Source organism: Rhizobium leguminosarum (genome assembly GCF_001679785.1).
Classification (GTDB): Bacteria; Pseudomonadota; Alphaproteobacteria; order Rhizobiales; family Rhizobiaceae; genus Rhizobium; species Rhizobium leguminosarum_R.
Genome location: NZ_CP016286.1, coordinates 1,950,699 through 1,966,251, shown reverse-complemented (window position 1 = coordinate 1,966,251; position 15,553 = coordinate 1,950,699). Strand labels below are relative to the sequence as shown.

Genomic DNA, 15,553 nt, shown 5'->3' with positions numbered 1-15,553 from the left:
GCTTCCAACGGTGGGAAGGTCAAGGGGGGCTCAGGATTTCATGAAAACCAAGTACGCTAGCGGTGCTCTGGGGGACGAAACGGCCGCTTCATATTTCTTGAACGACCTATTGCACAATTCCGTGAGCCTACTTCACACGTCGTTCGCCGCATGCCAGAGTATGGGCATGTCGTTTCTGAAGACCTTGCACCGGCTATTCTTCATTGCTGCCCTGCTCGGGATCATCCTTGGTCCCGTGGGCATCGGAGCAGCCGACAGTGCTATGGCGTCATCAGTTTCGGTTGCGATGGCTGGCATGGATATGCCCGATGAAATGCCGTGCTGCCCGGAACAGAAGCCCATCAAGCTAGACTGCGGCAAGGCCTGCCCCCTTGCGTTGCTCTGCACTACAGCGATTGTTGGTCAGTCGGCCAATAATCACGAATGGGCGCTAAAACCAGGCTGGATCGCACAACGGTTCAGCGTGATGCCCCATGCAGAACTGGCATCCACCGACATCGATCCGCCTGCTCGCCCTCCCAGAGCCTGATCTCCCGTCATTGAAGCGCGTTGTCATTTGAGCCGTGTCCGCATCTTGCGACCGGTCGTCCTGACAGCGATCCATTTTGACTAAGGACGCGGTCCAGGACCCGTCCGGATGAGACGTTGAATCATGAGCAAGACACTCTTTAACGCGGGGACCGTCCTCCTCTCAGGCGCAATGCTGTTTGCAACTCCAGTCGCCTCCTCAGCTGCGGCAACCGACTTCGAATTCCAGGCAGTCACGACCGACATCAAACAGGGCGCTGGGGAATCTGTATCTGTCCGCCTGATTGATAAGCGAACTGGCAAATCAGTTCCCGATGCGGTCATCTTCACCACCCGTATGGATATGGCTCCAGAAGGCATGGAAACGATGACCACCCCCGTCGAGGCGTCTGCATCCACCGAACCAGGCGTTTACACATTCACGACGAACCTTTCCATGGAAGGCGGATGGCGGTTCCAGATCGCCGCCAAGGTTCAAGGCGAACCGGAAACGGTTCAGGGCGAACTCGTCCTGAAGGCCATGCCGTGACCATGCCGCGCTTTATTGCCACGGTTTCCCTCGCCGCAATTGTCGGCGGGGGAGGTTATTGGGCTGGAAAAAATGATCTCGGTTCCTGGCTCGGAAACAAGCCAGCAGAAGTCGCGATGGCGGCCGATGATGGAGGAAAGCCGGAGCCTACCGGTCTCATCATTTACTACAGCCACCCGGACGGAGTTGCCGAGTATTCGGCTGGGCCTAAGAACACTGATGACGGGCGGCCGTTCGTGGCCGTCCGCGAAAGCGAAGACGTGAGGTTCGACGCAAAAGGAGCGGTGCTCCCGTCTGACGCCGCGTCCGCGAGTTCCGAACGAAAAATATTGTACTACCGAAACCCGATGGGCCTTCCGGATACCTCGCCCGTGCCGAAAAAGGATTCCATGGGAATGGACTACCTACCCGTTTACGACGGCGAGGTAAGCGATAGCTCAACTGTGAAGGTATCGCTCGGAAAACTCCAGCGGACCGGCGTCAAAACCGCATTGGCGCAGATGACCACGGTCAGCCGGAAAATCCGGGTGCCAGGCACGGTTTCGCTCGATGAGCGGTTGGTCAGCATCATCTCCATGCGGGCGGACGCCTTTGTGGAAGATGTCGCCAACGTCACCACTGGCGACAGGATCAAGAGGGGGAAAACCTCTTCCATTTCTATTCGAAGGAAATCGCGACCGCCGGAGCTGAATACGCGACCGAGATGCGCAATGGCGGGAAGGCTGGCTCTGACACAGGCTCCGCTCTCCGGTTGAAGAACCTCGGTGTGCCGACGGCAACGATCAATAGCATCGCGACCGACAGAAAGGTGCCGCAAAGCATTTCCTACACTGCTCCGCGTGATGGGGTTGTCCTGGAGCGCATGGCGGTGAGCGGCATGATGGCAGAGGCCGGAGACATCCTGTTCCGGATCGCGGACGTCTCCAAGGTCTGGGTGATCGCCGACGTCCCGAATACGAGTTGGGTGCCGTCCGAAAGGGGGCGGTCGCTTCCGTCAACGTCCGCAATCTGCCCGGCAAGGTTTTTACGGGCAAGATTGACCTCATCTATCCGGAGGTCCAGATGCAGACGCGGACGACAAAGGTCCGGATCGAGCTTCCAAATCCGGACGGGCAATTGATGTCCAACATGTATGCCGAGGTCGAAATCGAGGCCGGAGCCGGAAACCCGGTGGTCGCCGTCCCCAACAGTTCGGTCATCGATACGGGTGACCGCCAGATCGTATTCCTCGACAAAGGTGAAGGGAAATTCGAACCGGTGCATGTCACCCTGGGCATCCGAGGTGAAGATGTTACCGAGGTCACCAATGGGGTCGCGGCTGGAGATCGCGTGGTTGTTTCTGCCAATTTCCTCCTCGACGCCGAAAGCAACCTAAACGCTGCACTCAGCGCCCTGATGCCAGACGAGGTGAAACCATGATCGCGCAACTGATCTCCTGGTCGGCCCGCAACCTGGTCCTTATCTTCGTCGGCGCAGCACTGTCCATCGCGGGCGGCATCTATGCGCTTCGCACGTTACCGCTCGACGCCATCCCCGATCTGTCCGACGTCCAGGTGATCGTCTTCACCGACTATCCTGGACAGGCTCCCCAGGTCGTCGAGGACCAGGTCACCTATCCCTTGACGACCTCGATGCTGACCGTGCCGAAATCGAAGGTGGTGCGCGGCTTCTCGTTCTTCGGCGTGTCGTTCGTCTACGTGATCTTCGAAGACGGAACCGATCCCTATTGGGCCCGCAGCCGCGTACTCGAATATCTAAACGCGGCCGCAGGCCGTCTCCCCGACGGCGTGTCCCCGAGCCTCGGGCCGGATGCGACGGGTGTAGGCTGGGTCTACCAGTACGCCGTGGTGGCCAAGGAACTGTCGCTTGCCGAGCTTCGCTCACTGCAGGACTGGGTCGTGCGGTTTGCCGTTTCGAAGTCCGAGGGTGTGGCCGAGGTCGCAAGCGTCGGCGGGTTTGTCAAACAATATTCCATTGTCGTCGATCCCGCCCGGCTGAAGGCCCAGAATGTCTCGCTGTCGGATATCGCCGATGCCGTGCGGTCCAGCAATCGCGACGTCGGCGGCCGAACTGTCGAAATCTCCGAGTTCGAATTCATGGTGCGCGGGAAGGGCTACCTTCAGGGCATCAAGGACATCGAGAGCATCGTCCTTAAAACCAACGGCGGCATCCCGCTTCGTCTTTCCGACGTCGCCAGGGTTGAGCTGGTTCCGGACGAACGCCGGGGCATCACCGAGCTGAACGGTGAGGGGGAGGTCGCGAGCGGAATCGTCCTTCAGCGCTTCGGCGCAAACGCCTTGACTGTCATCGACAACGCCAAGAAGAGCTTAGCCGCGATCAAGGACAGCTTGCCAGCAGGGACGGAAATCCTTCCGGTCTATGATCGATCTGAACTGATCAACGCCGCTATTGAGACCCTAAAAGGGACACTTATCGAGGAGTCCATTGTTGTCGCCCTTGTGACAATCGCATTCCTGCTCCATGTCCGTAGCGCCCTCGTCGCGATCATCATGCTCCCAATCGGCATCTTGATCGCCTTTGCCGCGATGCGTTCACTAGGGATCGGGGCTAACATAATGAGCCTTGGCGGGATCGCCATCGCCATCGGCGCGATGATCGACGCGGCCATCGTCATGATCGAGAACGCCCACAAGCATCTGGAACGCGCCCCGCCTGACAAGCCACGAACGGAGGTTCTGATCAAAGCCGCGAGCGAAGTAGGGCCAGCCCTGTTTTTCAGCCTGCTGATCATCACGGTTTCGTTTCTTCCAATCTTCACGCTGGAGTCACAGGAAGGGCGGTTGTTCGGGCCGCTCGCCTTCACGAAAACCTTCGCGATGGCGGCGGCGGCATTGCTGTCGGTTACGCTCGTGCCCGCGCTGATGGTGGTGTTTGTCCGGGGCAAGATCGTTCCGGAACACAAAAATCCGCTTAACCGGTTCCTTATTTGGATATACCGCCCGATCATCTCGGGTGTTCTCAAGGCGAAGACACTCACGATCCTGGTGGCGATGGTGGCGCTTGCCGTGACAATCTGGCCCGCCCGTCAGATTGGCAGCGAGTTCATGCCGAGCCTGAACGAAGGCACGCTCATGTACATGCCGACAACTCTTCCAGGCTTGTCGATCACGAAGGCTGCCGAGCTGATGCAGACGCAGGATCGGATCATCAAATCCTTTCCGGAGGTTGAAACGGTCTTCGGAAAAGCGGGAAGGGCGCTGACCGCAACCGATCCTGCACCGACGGAGATGTTTGAGACGATCATCACCTTGAAGCCGAAATCTGCGTGGCGGCCGGGCGTAACAATTGACAGCTTGAAGCAGGAGATGGATTCGGCGCTTCAGTTTCCGGGCGTCTCCAATGCCTGGACCATGCCGATCCGCGCCCGCATCGACATGCTGTCGACCGGGATCAGGACGCCGGTTGGCGTCAAAGTCTACGGAACTGATCTCAAGGAAATGGAGCGGGTTGCTCGTGACATCGAGACCGTCCTGAAAACAATCCCGGGAACATCGAGCGCCTATGCCGAACGTGTGATTGGCGGATACTATCTTGATATCATTCCAGACCGCACGGCGCTTGGCCGATATGGACTGAGCGTCGACGACGTTCAGGATGTGATCGGCATGGCGCTTGGTTCGGAAGTGGTGACATCGACGGTCGAGGGCAGAGAGCGCTACGGAGTTGCCATCCGATATCCGAGAGCGTTTAGAAGCGATCCTCAATCGATTGCACGGGATGTCCAGGTTTCGCTACCTGGAGGCGGAACAGTACCGTTGGGGGAAGTCGCAGAGGTAAAGCTTACGCGGGGTGCCACCACCATCCGGACAGAGAATGGCCAGCTTGCCGTCTACATCTTCGTAGATATCGCCAATCGTGACCTGGGCGGCTATGTCGCGGAAGCACAGAACGCCGTAGCCAGCAGTGTGACGATGCCTTCCGGATATTCGGTCGCATGGAGCGGACAGTTCGAATACCTGGAACGGGCCAAGGCACGCCTCGCCATCGTAGTGCCCCTGACACTCGCGCTGATATTTCTGCTGCTCTATCTAAACTTCAGAGCGCTCGCAGAGACGCTGATCGTCATGCTCTCCCTGCCGTTCGCCTTGGTCGGTGGCATTTGGTTGATGTGGTGGTTGGGGTTCAATGCCTCCGTCGCAGTAGCGGTAGGGTTCATCGCTTTGGCAGGCGTCGCGGCAGAGACTGGCGTGATCATGCTGATCTACCTCGATCAGGCGCTTGCCGAGCAATGGCGAGAGTGCGTGCGGTCGGGGCGTTTGATGAGTCGCGACGACTTGAACCGGGCGATCATGGTCGGTGCTGTCGAACGTGTCCGGCCGAAGATGATGACCGTCGTGGCAATCATGGCCGGACTGGTGCCGATCCTTTGGAGCACGGGTGCCGGGTCAGAAATCATGCAGCGGATCGCCGTGCCGATGATCGGCGGGATGATCTCGTCGACGATCCTTACCCTGGTGGTCATTCCGGCGATCTATGGGCTGGTCAAAGGCTGGCGGCTGTCCGCCAGCACAGAAGCCCGGGTCGACATGAAGGCCGGATCGGTGGTGTTGAACGAGGCGGCCGAATGAATGGAGGATGCCATGATGAACGATGTGATGGGCAGCGGGATGATGTGGGGCATGGGGCTCGCGGGCCTGGTCGGGATCGTCGTGATTGCCCTCGTGGTCGCGGCGCTCGTCAAATATCTGTTTTTCCGCTGAAGCGGATGTTTCTAGACGGGAAACCGCCAGCGCCGAAACGTGAGTGAGTGTGATTTGACTGCGGTCCGGCGCAACTCCGACAATGCCATTAGGCATTCGGAAGCTCGGCATTTGGGGGGCCGCTTAACTCGGTTTCCCGTCTGCTACCGTTTTTGGAAAGGACAATCAAAATGAAACGGCGACATTTTCTTTATTCCATCGTCGCGGCCGGATCGATTTCTTTGATCGGAGTAGCGAGAGCGGCCGGTGAAAGCATGATCGTCTACAAGGACCCGAACTGTGGCTGTTGTCACGCCTGGGCCGAGGCGATGAAAAAGGCTGGTTTTTCCGTGCGGGCTGAAGACGTGGACGATCTCAACATCATCAAGGAGCGGTTCGCCGTTCCTGCTGAAATGCAAGGCTGCCACACAGCCATTGTTGCCGGGTACTACGTGGAAGGTCACGTTCCCGTGGAAGCCGTGAAAAGATTGGTCGCCGAACGCCCGAAGATTGCTGGGCTTGCCGTCCCCGGAATGCCAGAGGGATCACTGGGAATGGGCGACGACCCGAAAGCATCTTACGACGTCTATGCGGTGAACAAGGACGGGTCGAGCATACTTTATCAGGCGGTTAGGCCGAAAACCTGACGGTCGATAGGTCTCCCGGCGATATGCAAAGAGCCAGCCCGGGACTGCAGTGCCTCGCCGTGCGGCGACCTCTCGGGCGCGTCATCCACAATATCGGATTGACAGAGTAATTATATCCAATATTCTGGATATATGGATGATAATCGAGTAATTGCGGCATTGGCCGCCCTGGCGCAACCGACGCGCTTGCAAACCTTCCGACTTTTAGTGGAGCGCGAACCTGAAGGCGTCGCCGCTGGCGAACTGGCCCGCCTCATTGGTGTCCCACAGAACACTATGTCGGCCCATCTCTCGACGCTTGCTCACGCGGGCCTGGTCAGTGGTGACCGCCACAGCCGTTCAATTATCTATCGTGCCGATCTTAACCGCTTGCGGGAGGTCACGCTCTATCTGATCAAGGATTGCTGCGGCGGCAATCCGGACCTTTGCACACCGCTTATCGCCGACCTGACGCCCTGCTGCCCACCGAAAGAGGCTGCGGAAGCTTAGCTCACGCTCCAACACTGAGGAGGATCAAGATGACCGACAAGACCTATAACGTGCTCTTCTTGTGCACGGGCAATTCAGCACGCTCCATCATTGCCGAGGCTATCCTCAACCGACTTGGTCAAGGCAAATTCAAAGCCTTCTCCGCAGGCTCGCACCCGAAAGGCGTGGTGCATCCATTCTCGATACAGCTGTTAAAGGGCTTGAACTACGACACATCGTTCGCCCGTTCCAAGGATTGGGAGGAGTTCGCGAAACCCGGCTCTCCGCAGATGGATTTCGTATTTACCGTCTGCGACAACGCGGCAAATGAGGCTTGTCCGGTTTGGCCCGGTCAGCCGATGACAGCGCATTGGGGCGTGCCTGATCCGGCAGCGGCCGAAGGCACCGAAGCCGAGCGACACTTTGCATTCGCTGACACCTATCGAATGCTGAACAATCGAATTTCCATCTTCGTCAGCCTGCCGATGGTCAGCCTGGATAAGCTCGCTTTACAGAAACGCCTCGACGAGATCGGGCGTAACATCCCGAAAGCAGGTTGACCAGTGGCATACGATCTCAAGCGGCGCTTGGTCGCTGAAGCCCTTGGTACCGCCATTCTGGTCGCCACGGTGGTCGGTTCCGGGATCATGGCGGATCGGCTATCGGATGATGTCGCCGTCTCGCTCCTCGGAAACACAATTCCAACAGGGGCGATCCTGGTAGTCTTGATCACCATTCTTGGGCCGATCTCCGGGGCGCATTTCAATCCGGTCGTGACCATGGTCTTCGGACTGCGGCGCGAGATAGCCTCGCAAGCAGCCATCGCTTATATCGCAGCGCAAATCGTCGGCGGGATTGCTGGATCGTTTTTAGCGCATTCGATGTTTGAGTTACCGATCCTGGAGATTTCGACGACAGTGCGAACCGGGCAGGGGCAGTGGCTCGCTGAAATTGTTGCGACCTTTGGCCTGGTACTTACGATCCTTGGCGGTCTCCGCTTTCGGTCAGATGCAATTCCTTGGCTGGTCGGCCTCTATATCACCGCTGCCTACTGGTTCACCGCCTCAACCTCGTTCGCCAATCCAGCCGTGGCAATCGCTCGCGCACTGTCGAATACTTTTGCTGGCATCAGACCCACAGACGTTCCAGCGTTTATTGTCGCGGAAGTCGTTGGCGCACTACTGGCGACGGCTGTCGCCGGGTGGTTGCTCATGCAGGAAACGTCCGCATCCCCAATTCACACGAATCCAATAAAGGCCAAATGACCATGGACGTGACCATCTACCACAATCCCGACTGCGGCACCTCCCGCAACACATTGGACCTCATTCGGCACGCAGGCATCGAGCCCCTGGTTATCGAATACCTCAAGACGCCACCGACCCGCGAACAGCTGAGCAAGATGATTTCAGACGCTGGTCTGACCGTCCGCGAGGCTATTCGCGAAAAGGGCACACCCTATGCCGAACTCGGTCTCGATAACGCAGACCTTGCGGATGAACAGCTCCTCGACGCGATGCTCGAACATCCGATCCTGATCAACCGCCCCTTCGTCATCTCGCCATTGGGCACCCGGCTTAGTCGGCCCTCTGAGCTTGTCTTGGATATTTTGCCCGAGGAGAGCTTTAAGGGACCATTTGTCAAGGAAGACGGTGAGGCCATTCTCGATGAGAAGGGAAAGCGCATTGTCTGATCTGCCTGCCGCCGTTTCCGAACATCTTCGCAGCCTCGATCTGGACGCCCTCCGACCGGCCTTTTCGACACACAAGCCGCGCATCCTGATTTTGTACGGTTCGTTGAGATCAGTTTCCTACAGCCGTCTTCTCGCTCATGAGGCTCGGCGTTTACTCGAACATTTCGGAGCCGAAGTTAGAGTGTTTGATCCTACAGACCTGCCGTTGCCGGATGGCACCCGTATCCCATCCCAAAGTGCAGGAACTTCGTCAGCTCTCTGAATGGTCGGAAGGCCAGGTATGGGTCAGCCCCGAGCGGCACGGTGCGATGTCGGGCATCATGAAGACCCAGATCGACTGGATACCGCTTTCGATTGGCGCGGTACGTCCAACACAGGGCAAGACGCTGGCGGTTATGCAGGTGTCCGGGGGGTCGCAATCGTTCAATGCGATCAACCAGATGCGCATCCTCGGGCGCTGGATGCGGATGATCACCATTCCGAACCAATCCTCTGTCGCCAAGGCGTTTCAAGAGTTCGATGCAGACGGGCGAATGAAGCCGTCTTCCTATTACGACCGTGTGGTCGACGTCTGCGAGGAACTGATGAAGTTCACGCTGTTGACGCGGGACGTCTCGTCTTACCTGACGGACCGGTATAGCGAGCGCAAGGAGGATGCAGAGAAGCTGGAAAAGCGCGTGCAACTCAAAGCCATTTAACGGATTATGTCCGCCGATCCTGTGTGATCACATCACTCGGGACCGGTGCATACGACTCACGCGTGTCGCCAAACTTTGACGGCTGAGACCAAGAGGATCACCGCAAGAGCTGGCAGCAGGACACCATTCGGGACAATGCCGAGCAGCCGCCCGCCGATGAACGTGCCGACTATCGACCCTGCTGCCATGACCAGTAGAAACACCTTGTTGCGGCCAAGTACGGAAAAGCTCTGGTCGCGACTGTAGCGAGTGAAACCGACAAGCATCGTGGGCAAGCTCACGGCCAGGGACAGACTTCCCGCGAGCTTGATATCCGCACCAAACAACAGCACGAGCGTCGGGATCAGCAACTCACCGCCAGCCACACCGAGCAAGGAGGCAACGATGCCGATGATCAAGCCTGCAACAACGCCCGCTACAAGTTGAGGCGATCCGGTCAATAAGGGTTGTCCAGCTGTCGCGTCATGCCCGACCACGAGCACCACCGCGATAGCAACAAGAAGCCCGGCGATGACCTTGTAAAGCGTTTCCGATTTCAGGCGTGTTGCCCATCCCGCGCCGAACCAAGCCCCGAGCAGGCTGCCAGCTAACAGATTTACGACGATTGACCAATTGGCGGTAATCGCACTGAAAGGCACAGTCGCGGCGCGGAATGGCAGGGCTGAGGCGACAACAACAAGGCTCATTGCCTTGTTTAGGATCACGGCTTCCAATGCGCCAAAATTGAACAAGCCAATGAGGAGTGGCAGACGAAACTCCGCGCCGCCGCCAATCAATCCGCCCAATGCGCCAATGATCCCCCACCACCAAAAGCCATTGGAAGCTTGCGCTGCGTCGCATCATTTGCCAGTCCGTCTGCCATAATCGTCGTATCCCGTTGGACATTTCGCTTTGTACCCGTTTATTGGCACTCGGGCGATGAGCGTACCTGTGGTTGACGGTATTTTTCCTCGCGGAACCAGCCACCATCGCCCCATATATTTCGGCAAATGTCGAAATACCGCTTGACGACAGCGCCGTGGCCGTTTTAGTTTATTTCCATGATCATCGAAAAAGCAGCATCCCAGCTTGAAGCTCTCGGCAATGTCACCCGTCTTCGGATTTTCCGAATGCTGGTCCGTGCAGGTGACGAAGGTTTGCCGGTCGGCCAGTTGCAGGAAAAACTGGACATCCCGGGTTCAACGCTGTCGCACCACGTTAAGAAGCTCGTGGATACCGGACTGGTTATCCAGGAGCGGCAGGCGACGACACTTATCTGCACGACGAACTATCGCGATATGGATGCTCTGGTTGGGTACCTCGTGAACGAATGCTGCGCGGATGCCAAGTGCGGGACAAAGTCGAAAGAAGTCGCCGCCTGATCCCCTTTTTTTCAAAATTTCGAATATTCTGGAAGTACAGAAAGAGATAAGCATGACTGTCATGAATGAACTCCCCGTTGCCGTAATAGGCGCGGGACCTGTCGGACTTACCGCCGCCGCTCACCTTGTCGCCCGTAACATTCAACCACTCGTTTTCGAACGTGGCGATACGGTGGGTGCGGCGCTGCTTGATTGGGGACATGTCAGGGTCTTCTCGCCATGGAAATACAATATCGATGATGCGGCACGCGTTCTTCTGGACCGGCACGGATGGGACGCACCTCAACCGGATAATCTGCCGAACGGCCGGGAGATCGTCGAAGAATATCTTGTCCCATTGGCATCCGTGCCGGAGATTGCGTCTGGCCTGAAATTGGGTGCAACAGTGATCGCGATCACCCGTCACGGCCTCGACAAGGTTTCGTCTGGCAATCGTGACAATGCGCCGTTTGTTATCCGATATACCGATCAGACTGGCGAGCATGACGTGCTCGTCAGGGCCGTGATCGACGCCTCGGGAACCTGGACCCAACCCAATCCAATGGGAATCAACGGTCTTAGCGTTCCGGGAGAAATCGCGTCGTTCAGCCGGATTTCATACGGCATTCCCGATGTTCTCGGCACTCGCCGCAACGAGTTCCTTGGCAAACGCACGCTGGTGATTGGCAGCGGTCATTCGGCCATCAATGTCGCCATCGCTCTCATGGACCTGCAAGATGTCGATCCGAAGACCCAAATTCTCTGGGCGCTGCGGCACCACGGCGTCGAGCGCCTCCTCGGTGGCGGCCTGAACGATCAGTTGCCGGAACGCGGAGCGCTGGGCCTCGCGGCGAAAAAGGCCATGGATCAGGGTCGCCTGCAGATGCTGACTTCGTTCTCCGCCGAAAAGGTCCGGGTGCAAGAGGGTAGGGTGCATCTGACGGCGAGGGTTGGAACACAGCTGGCAGAATTGGACATCGACCAGATCGTCGTCACCACCGGGTTTCGTCCAGATTTCTCCTTCCTGAGCGAACTGAGGATCGAGGTGGACCCAGCTGTGGAAGCACCGCCAGCGCTGGCCCCGCTCATTGACCCTAATTTCCATTCCTGCGGAACCGTACCGCCTCACGGCATTGAGGAATTGAAGCATCCGGAGAAGGATTTCTACATCGTCGGTTCGAAGTCCTACGGTCGTGCGCCGACATTCCTGATGAAGACGGGTTACGAACAGGTGCGGTCGGTCGTTGCTGAAATCGCAGGCGATCACATCGCCGCCCGTATTGTCCAATTGGTTCTCCCCGAAACCGGCGTCTGCAGCGTCGACCTCGGGAGCAAGGACGTGGGTTCGTGCTGCGGTGGACCGGTCCCTGTTGAAGTCGATGCGTGTTGTGTTGCCGATGCCACGGCAAAGTCGGAAGGCAAATCTGGATGCGGCTGCGGACCAAGGTCCGATGCTACCGAACATCTTACTGAGAGCGCCTGAGCAATGGATGATCGGAAACTGCCAGTGTCAGCTCTGTGGGGAATCGGTCTCACCCAGATCATCGGGTACGGCACCCTCTTCTACGCTTTCAGCATCCTCGTGCCGGACATTGCCCGGCAACTTGGGTGGAGTGAACAATGGGTTTTCGGTGCGTTCTCGGGTTCGCTCCTAGCCGGAAGTTTGATCGCGCCAACTGCCGGTCATTGGGCTGATCGCATCGGGGCCGGAAAATTGATGGCATTTGGATCGGTCGGGGCCGCAATCTCGCTCCTTTTAACGGCCGCCGCACCAGGACCGATCACCTTCTGTCTGGCACTCGCCCTGACACAGGTTGTCTCTGCAACAGTGCTCTACAGCACCGCCTTCGTAGCCATCGTTCAAATCGGCGGTAGAAAAGCGCAGAAATCGATTGTGCATCTAACCCTGATCGCAGGCTTTGCCTCGACGGTGTTCTGGCCGCTGACATCCTGGCTTCACGATTGGATGTCCTGGCGGCAGGTCTATCTCCTGTTTGCGCTGCTCAATATCGGCATATGCTTTCCGATCCACCTTTGGCTTGCCAGGCTATCCTCCTCGAAGGTTGCAGGCGAACAGTCCGCGCAATCCTCTACATCCGCTGTGTCGTCGACCACGCCGTCGTCCAAGGGGCAATTGATATTCGTCCTGATGCTAATCGGCTTCGCAATCGAAGGTTATGCCCTGTCGGCAGTCCTGGTTCATATGGTTCCATTGACACTGGCACTGGGCCTTGGCGCATCCGGAATCTACATTGCCTCGCTTTTCGGACCGTCACAGGTCGCGAGCCGTTTCGTCAACTTGCTGTTCGGCGGCGGACTTTCCCAAACCTGGCTCGCGGTAATCGCGACGCTCTTTCTCCCCCTCGGCCTTGCGATCCTACTCCCTACATCGCCTTGGATTGTGGGGGCGGTTGTCTTCGCAATCTGCATGGGGCTTGGTTCAGGTCTGACGAGCATTGTCGGCGGTACACTGCCCTTGGAACTGTTCGGCCGCGAAGGTTACGGCAAGCGTTTAGGCTGGTGCACCTCGGCGAAACAATTCACGTCGGCCATTGCGCCGGTTTCCATGTCGGCATCGATGTCCGCCATAGGTATCGTTCCCTCTTTGTGGATCGTTGGCTTGATCGGTATGGTTGGGGCAATGGCGTTCCTGGCGATTCCATTGATCGTGAGGCAAAGGATAATCACATCACCACTGAGCGCCTGAAGTTCCCCGCCCGTGGAGGTAGTGTGCGCTTATTGCCGGAAACCTCAAATGGCCTTCACGTCTTCGCGGACGGTTGTTCTGAACCCAGTTCCGGGCAAGGAGGGTGGGCATTCATCGCCTACCGCGATGCCGTGGAAATCGCGGCCGACTTCGGTGGTGTCCGGGATTCAGCGAACAACGCGATGGAGTTGATCGCCCTGCTCAAGGCAGCGATGTGGGTCAATACCAACGCTCCGGGTGAATCTGCGATCATCTGGTCCGATTCCCTTTACGCAGTTAAAGGCTGCAACAGCGGGCGACATATCTGGAAGACCAACGGCTGGAAGAAAATTGTCCCGAATGCGAATGCCCGAAGCCGAACTATCGCCAATCCAGAACTTTGGAAGGCAATCGATCTTCAACTGTCACCCAACCCGCTGGTGACAATCGCCTGGTGCAAAGGTCATTCTGGCATCGAAGGCAACGAACGCGCGGATGAACTCGCGGGAAACGGATGCCTTTCGATCTAGAGTGGCCAACGTGCGTGATTTGCGAATGGCGGTATCTCGCGGGAAGCGAACGGTCGTTTCGAGCCACTTCGCGACCTTGGCTGAGGTCCCAAATGCACAAACAGCGGAAGAGAGCGAGCTTCCGCTGTTTGTGCCACAGCGGTCACTGCACTTGATGCGAACCGATGTTCTGAGATTCGAAACCCACCGACAAAGCCGATGCCGCCGATGCTACCGTTCTGCCTGATTGCGAAGGCGTGCCGTCCACGATCCACGTCACCCCTTCAACTCTTCGATGTCGTTGAGCTTCCAGCTCTTGTCGAAATACGGCTGTAGCGGACCATAAAAGCGGAAGTAAGCGAACCAGGCCTTGTCGGGAATCGTCGGTATCCAATTCTTCTCATGCCCGGACGGAGCATTTGGGCCAAAGTAGAGATCGACTGATCCATCGCTGTTTTTGACGATGTCCGTCCTTGATGATTTGTCGGCGATGTGCTGCGGGTTGTCGATCAGGACGCGATTCAGGGAATCATAGACCGTTACAGACCAGAACAATTTTGCCGGAACATCGGCGGGCACATGCAATGAATAGTTCTTGGCTCCGTCGAGCCAGTTTCCGGCGGCGTCGGAGTGCGCGGAGAGATAGGCTTGACCGACGCCGGGCGTCTTGGTGACCATCCCCTTGGTGGTTGTCACCGCCTCATAGAAGTATTTCGCTCGCTGGTCGAGCTGGGTGTAGGTCGCCGCTTCCTGGAAGGGGTCGAACATAATCACATAGTCCCAGTTCGAGTCTGGACGGTAGCGTGCTCCTTCCTCACGGGTGTTGAACGAATTGGCCTGAGCCATAAGCTCACCCATCACCGCGCCGTGAGTCAGTATCTTCTTCTGCCGCTCGTCGGGTTGAAACGGTTTTCCCTTCTCGATCCCAAGTGGCCGAAGCATAGCCATCATGATCCGGTCGCGTTCCAACACCGGCTCCCGCTGGACGATATCGTTCAACCTTTCCCAGTAGGCAAATCCGCGCGGCGGAACCTGGCTCCAGGCACGACCATCGGGCGTGATCAATTCAGTCGGCTTTGGGTTTTTGCGGTCGGCAAACGGGTAGATGCGAACACTCGCGATCAATGCCTTGGCCTTTGCGGGGTCAGGATCGAGCACGCGGAAGGCGAAGAAGACATTGTTGGTCGGGGAATGAATGACAATAGCGCCCTTGAGGTCCGGGGCTTTTTGGCCTGGTCCGACAATCAGGTATTTCGCGCCTTTGCCTTTGTCCGGACCGGTCTCGCCCATGTCTGTGATCGGCCGTTGCCAGAAATCGCCAACGCCCCCGGCCGTCGAGCCTTTTGGGTAGTCGATCACCAAGGGACCGGTCTTCGAAAGGTCGGGAAAGCCGCCGATATAGGGTGTCGTAGCATTAGCCGTCAGGATACCCAGTTTGTCCTTGACGCTTTGATAGATAACCAGATCGGTATCGCCAGCGCCAAGTGCCTCCTTCGTTGAGGCCTGCCACTCGGCAAAACCGATGATTGGCAGGGCCCAGATGTAGGCCTGTGTCGCTCGCTGGAAATCCATTTCATCGAAGAGCTTATCGACGGTAGCTTTGTCTGCAGGTAGTCCGAGTGATAACGGTATGTCGCCGATTGGCGTCTTGACTGTCGAAGCGTCCTTAGACGCTGCCGTTCCAGCTAAGAGGGCAAAGACTGCGACGGCAGAAACCGTCGTTAGAATTGATGGCATCTCTAACTCCCCTGTATC

General features: G+C 57.5%; 15 protein-coding genes and 2 pseudogenes. 15 read left to right on the top strand and 2 right to left on the bottom strand.

Going from position 1 to position 15,553, the window contains the following annotated elements:
* The first annotated feature begins 40 nt into the window (after nucleotides 1-40).
* The 11 genes and pseudogenes from BA011_RS09845 (at nucleotide 41) to arsH (ending at nucleotide 9,263) form a co-directional block, all read left to right on the top strand.
* Nucleotides 41-529, top strand: coding sequence for a hypothetical protein (locus BA011_RS09845; protein ID WP_237352616.1), 489 nt, complete (start codon nucleotides 41-43; stop codon nucleotides 527-529).
* A 123-nt stretch (nucleotides 530-652) separates the two neighbouring features.
* Nucleotides 653-1,057, top strand: a complete 405-nt coding sequence (locus tag BA011_RS09840) for a FixH family protein (protein ID WP_065280307.1) — start codon at nucleotides 653-655, stop codon at nucleotides 1,055-1,057.
* Complete coding sequence (locus BA011_RS46520; RefSeq protein WP_420493426.1) at nucleotides 1,054-1,812, top strand: efflux RND transporter periplasmic adaptor subunit; 759 nt, start codon at nucleotides 1,054-1,056, stop codon at nucleotides 1,810-1,812. The genes BA011_RS09840 and BA011_RS46520 overlap by 4 nt, the downstream gene beginning before the upstream one ends.
* Nucleotides 1,728-2,476 (top strand): annotated as a pseudogene (locus tag BA011_RS46515) (efflux RND transporter periplasmic adaptor subunit). The gene BA011_RS46520 and the pseudogene BA011_RS46515 overlap by 85 nt, the downstream one beginning before the upstream one ends.
* Nucleotides 2,473-5,646: an efflux RND transporter permease subunit gene (locus tag BA011_RS09830; protein ID WP_065280306.1), complete on the top strand. Its 3,174-nt coding sequence runs from the start codon at nucleotides 2,473-2,475 to the stop codon at nucleotides 5,644-5,646. Before BA011_RS46515 ends, BA011_RS09830 begins: the two are co-directional and overlap by 4 nt.
* A gap of 302 nt (nucleotides 5,647-5,948) precedes the next feature.
* Nucleotides 5,949-6,404 carry a DUF411 domain-containing protein gene (locus BA011_RS09825; RefSeq protein ID WP_065280305.1) on the top strand — a complete coding sequence of 152 codons (456 nt, stop codon included), beginning with the start codon at nucleotides 5,949-5,951 and terminating at the stop codon, nucleotides 6,402-6,404.
* A gap of 132 nt (nucleotides 6,405-6,536) precedes the next feature.
* The gene (locus tag BA011_RS09820) at nucleotides 6,537-6,893 is read left to right on the top strand and encodes an ArsR/SmtB family transcription factor (protein ID WP_065280304.1); all 357 of its coding nucleotides are present in this window, start codon (nucleotides 6,537-6,539) and stop codon (nucleotides 6,891-6,893) included.
* Between the two features lie 29 nt (nucleotides 6,894-6,922).
* On the top strand, nucleotides 6,923-7,432 hold the full coding sequence (locus tag BA011_RS09815) for an arsenate reductase ArsC (RefSeq protein WP_065280303.1): 510 nt from the start codon (nucleotides 6,923-6,925) through the stop codon (nucleotides 7,430-7,432).
* Nucleotides 7,433-7,435: 3 nt separating this feature from the next.
* Complete coding sequence (locus tag BA011_RS09810; protein ID WP_065280302.1) at nucleotides 7,436-8,137, top strand: aquaporin; 702 nt, start codon at nucleotides 7,436-7,438, stop codon at nucleotides 8,135-8,137.
* Nucleotides 8,134-8,565 (top strand): arsenate reductase (glutaredoxin), encoded by a 432-nt coding sequence (gene arsC, locus BA011_RS09805; RefSeq protein WP_065280301.1) that lies wholly within the window; start codon nucleotides 8,134-8,136, stop codon nucleotides 8,563-8,565. The genes BA011_RS09810 and arsC overlap by 4 nt, the downstream gene beginning before the upstream one ends.
* A pseudogene (gene arsH / locus BA011_RS09800) lies at nucleotides 8,540-9,263 on the top strand (arsenical resistance protein ArsH). The gene arsC and the pseudogene arsH overlap by 26 nt, the downstream one beginning before the upstream one ends.
* 56 nt (nucleotides 9,264-9,319) lie before the next feature.
* Here arsH and BA011_RS09795 read toward each other — a convergent pair.
* Nucleotides 9,320-10,048, bottom strand: coding sequence for a sulfite exporter TauE/SafE family protein (locus BA011_RS09795; RefSeq protein WP_151343421.1), 729 nt, complete (start codon nucleotides 10,046-10,048; stop codon nucleotides 9,320-9,322).
* Between the two features lie 255 nt (nucleotides 10,049-10,303).
* On the opposite strand from BA011_RS09795, the gene BA011_RS09790 reads away from it, so the two are divergent.
* Genes BA011_RS09790 through BA011_RS09775 form a run of 4 tightly spaced genes read left to right on the top strand, consistent with a single transcriptional unit; the run spans nucleotide 10,304 to nucleotide 13,819 of the window.
* Nucleotides 10,304-10,624, top strand: a complete 321-nt coding sequence (locus BA011_RS09790) for an ArsR/SmtB family transcription factor (protein ID WP_065280300.1) — start codon at nucleotides 10,304-10,306, stop codon at nucleotides 10,622-10,624.
* Between the two features lie 52 nt (nucleotides 10,625-10,676).
* Nucleotides 10,677-12,086: an FAD-dependent oxidoreductase gene (locus BA011_RS09785; RefSeq protein ID WP_065280299.1), complete on the top strand. Its 1,410-nt coding sequence runs from the start codon at nucleotides 10,677-10,679 to the stop codon at nucleotides 12,084-12,086.
* A 24-nt stretch (nucleotides 12,087-12,110) separates the two neighbouring features.
* The gene (gene arsK / locus BA011_RS09780) at nucleotides 12,111-13,310 is read left to right on the top strand and encodes an arsenite efflux MFS transporter ArsK (RefSeq protein WP_237352614.1); all 1,200 of its coding nucleotides are present in this window, start codon (nucleotides 12,111-12,113) and stop codon (nucleotides 13,308-13,310) included.
* A 23-nt stretch (nucleotides 13,311-13,333) separates the two neighbouring features.
* Nucleotides 13,334-13,819: a ribonuclease H family protein gene (locus BA011_RS09775; protein WP_237352612.1), complete on the top strand. Its 486-nt coding sequence runs from the start codon at nucleotides 13,334-13,336 to the stop codon at nucleotides 13,817-13,819.
* Between the two features lie 255 nt (nucleotides 13,820-14,074).
* Here the strand turns inward: BA011_RS09775 and BA011_RS09770 are convergent, their stop codons facing one another.
* Entirely contained in the window at nucleotides 14,075-15,535 is a 1,461-nt protein-coding gene (locus tag BA011_RS09770) for a DUF1254 domain-containing protein (protein ID WP_151343420.1), read from the bottom strand.
* Nucleotides 15,536-15,553: the final 18 nt, after the last annotated feature.

Bases quoted from the DNA above. Each gene is read 5' to 3' on its own strand.
- BA011_RS09845 (WP_237352616.1), top strand. From the start codon at position 41: ATGAAAACCAAGTACGCTAGCGGTGCTCTGGGGGACGAAACGGCCGCT.
- BA011_RS09840 (WP_065280307.1), top strand. From the start codon at position 653: ATGAGCAAGACACTCTTTAACGCGGGGACCGTCCTCCTCTCAGGCGCA.
- BA011_RS09830 (WP_065280306.1), top strand. From the start codon at position 2,473: ATGATCGCGCAACTGATCTCCTGGTCGGCCCGCAACCTGGTCCTTATC.
- BA011_RS09825 (WP_065280305.1), top strand. From the start codon at position 5,949: ATGAAACGGCGACATTTTCTTTATTCCATCGTCGCGGCCGGATCGATT.
- BA011_RS09820 (WP_065280304.1), top strand. From the start codon at position 6,537: ATGGATGATAATCGAGTAATTGCGGCATTGGCCGCCCTGGCGCAACCG.
- BA011_RS09815 (WP_065280303.1), top strand. From the start codon at position 6,923: ATGACCGACAAGACCTATAACGTGCTCTTCTTGTGCACGGGCAATTCA.
- arsC (WP_065280301.1), top strand. From the start codon at position 8,134: ATGACCATGGACGTGACCATCTACCACAATCCCGACTGCGGCACCTCC.
- BA011_RS09790 (WP_065280300.1), top strand. From the start codon at position 10,304: ATGATCATCGAAAAAGCAGCATCCCAGCTTGAAGCTCTCGGCAATGTC.
- BA011_RS09785 (WP_065280299.1), top strand. From the start codon at position 10,677: ATGACTGTCATGAATGAACTCCCCGTTGCCGTAATAGGCGCGGGACCT.
- BA011_RS09770 (WP_151343420.1), bottom strand. From the start codon at position 15,535: ATGCCATCAATTCTAACGACGGTTTCTGCCGTCGCAGTCTTTGCCCTC.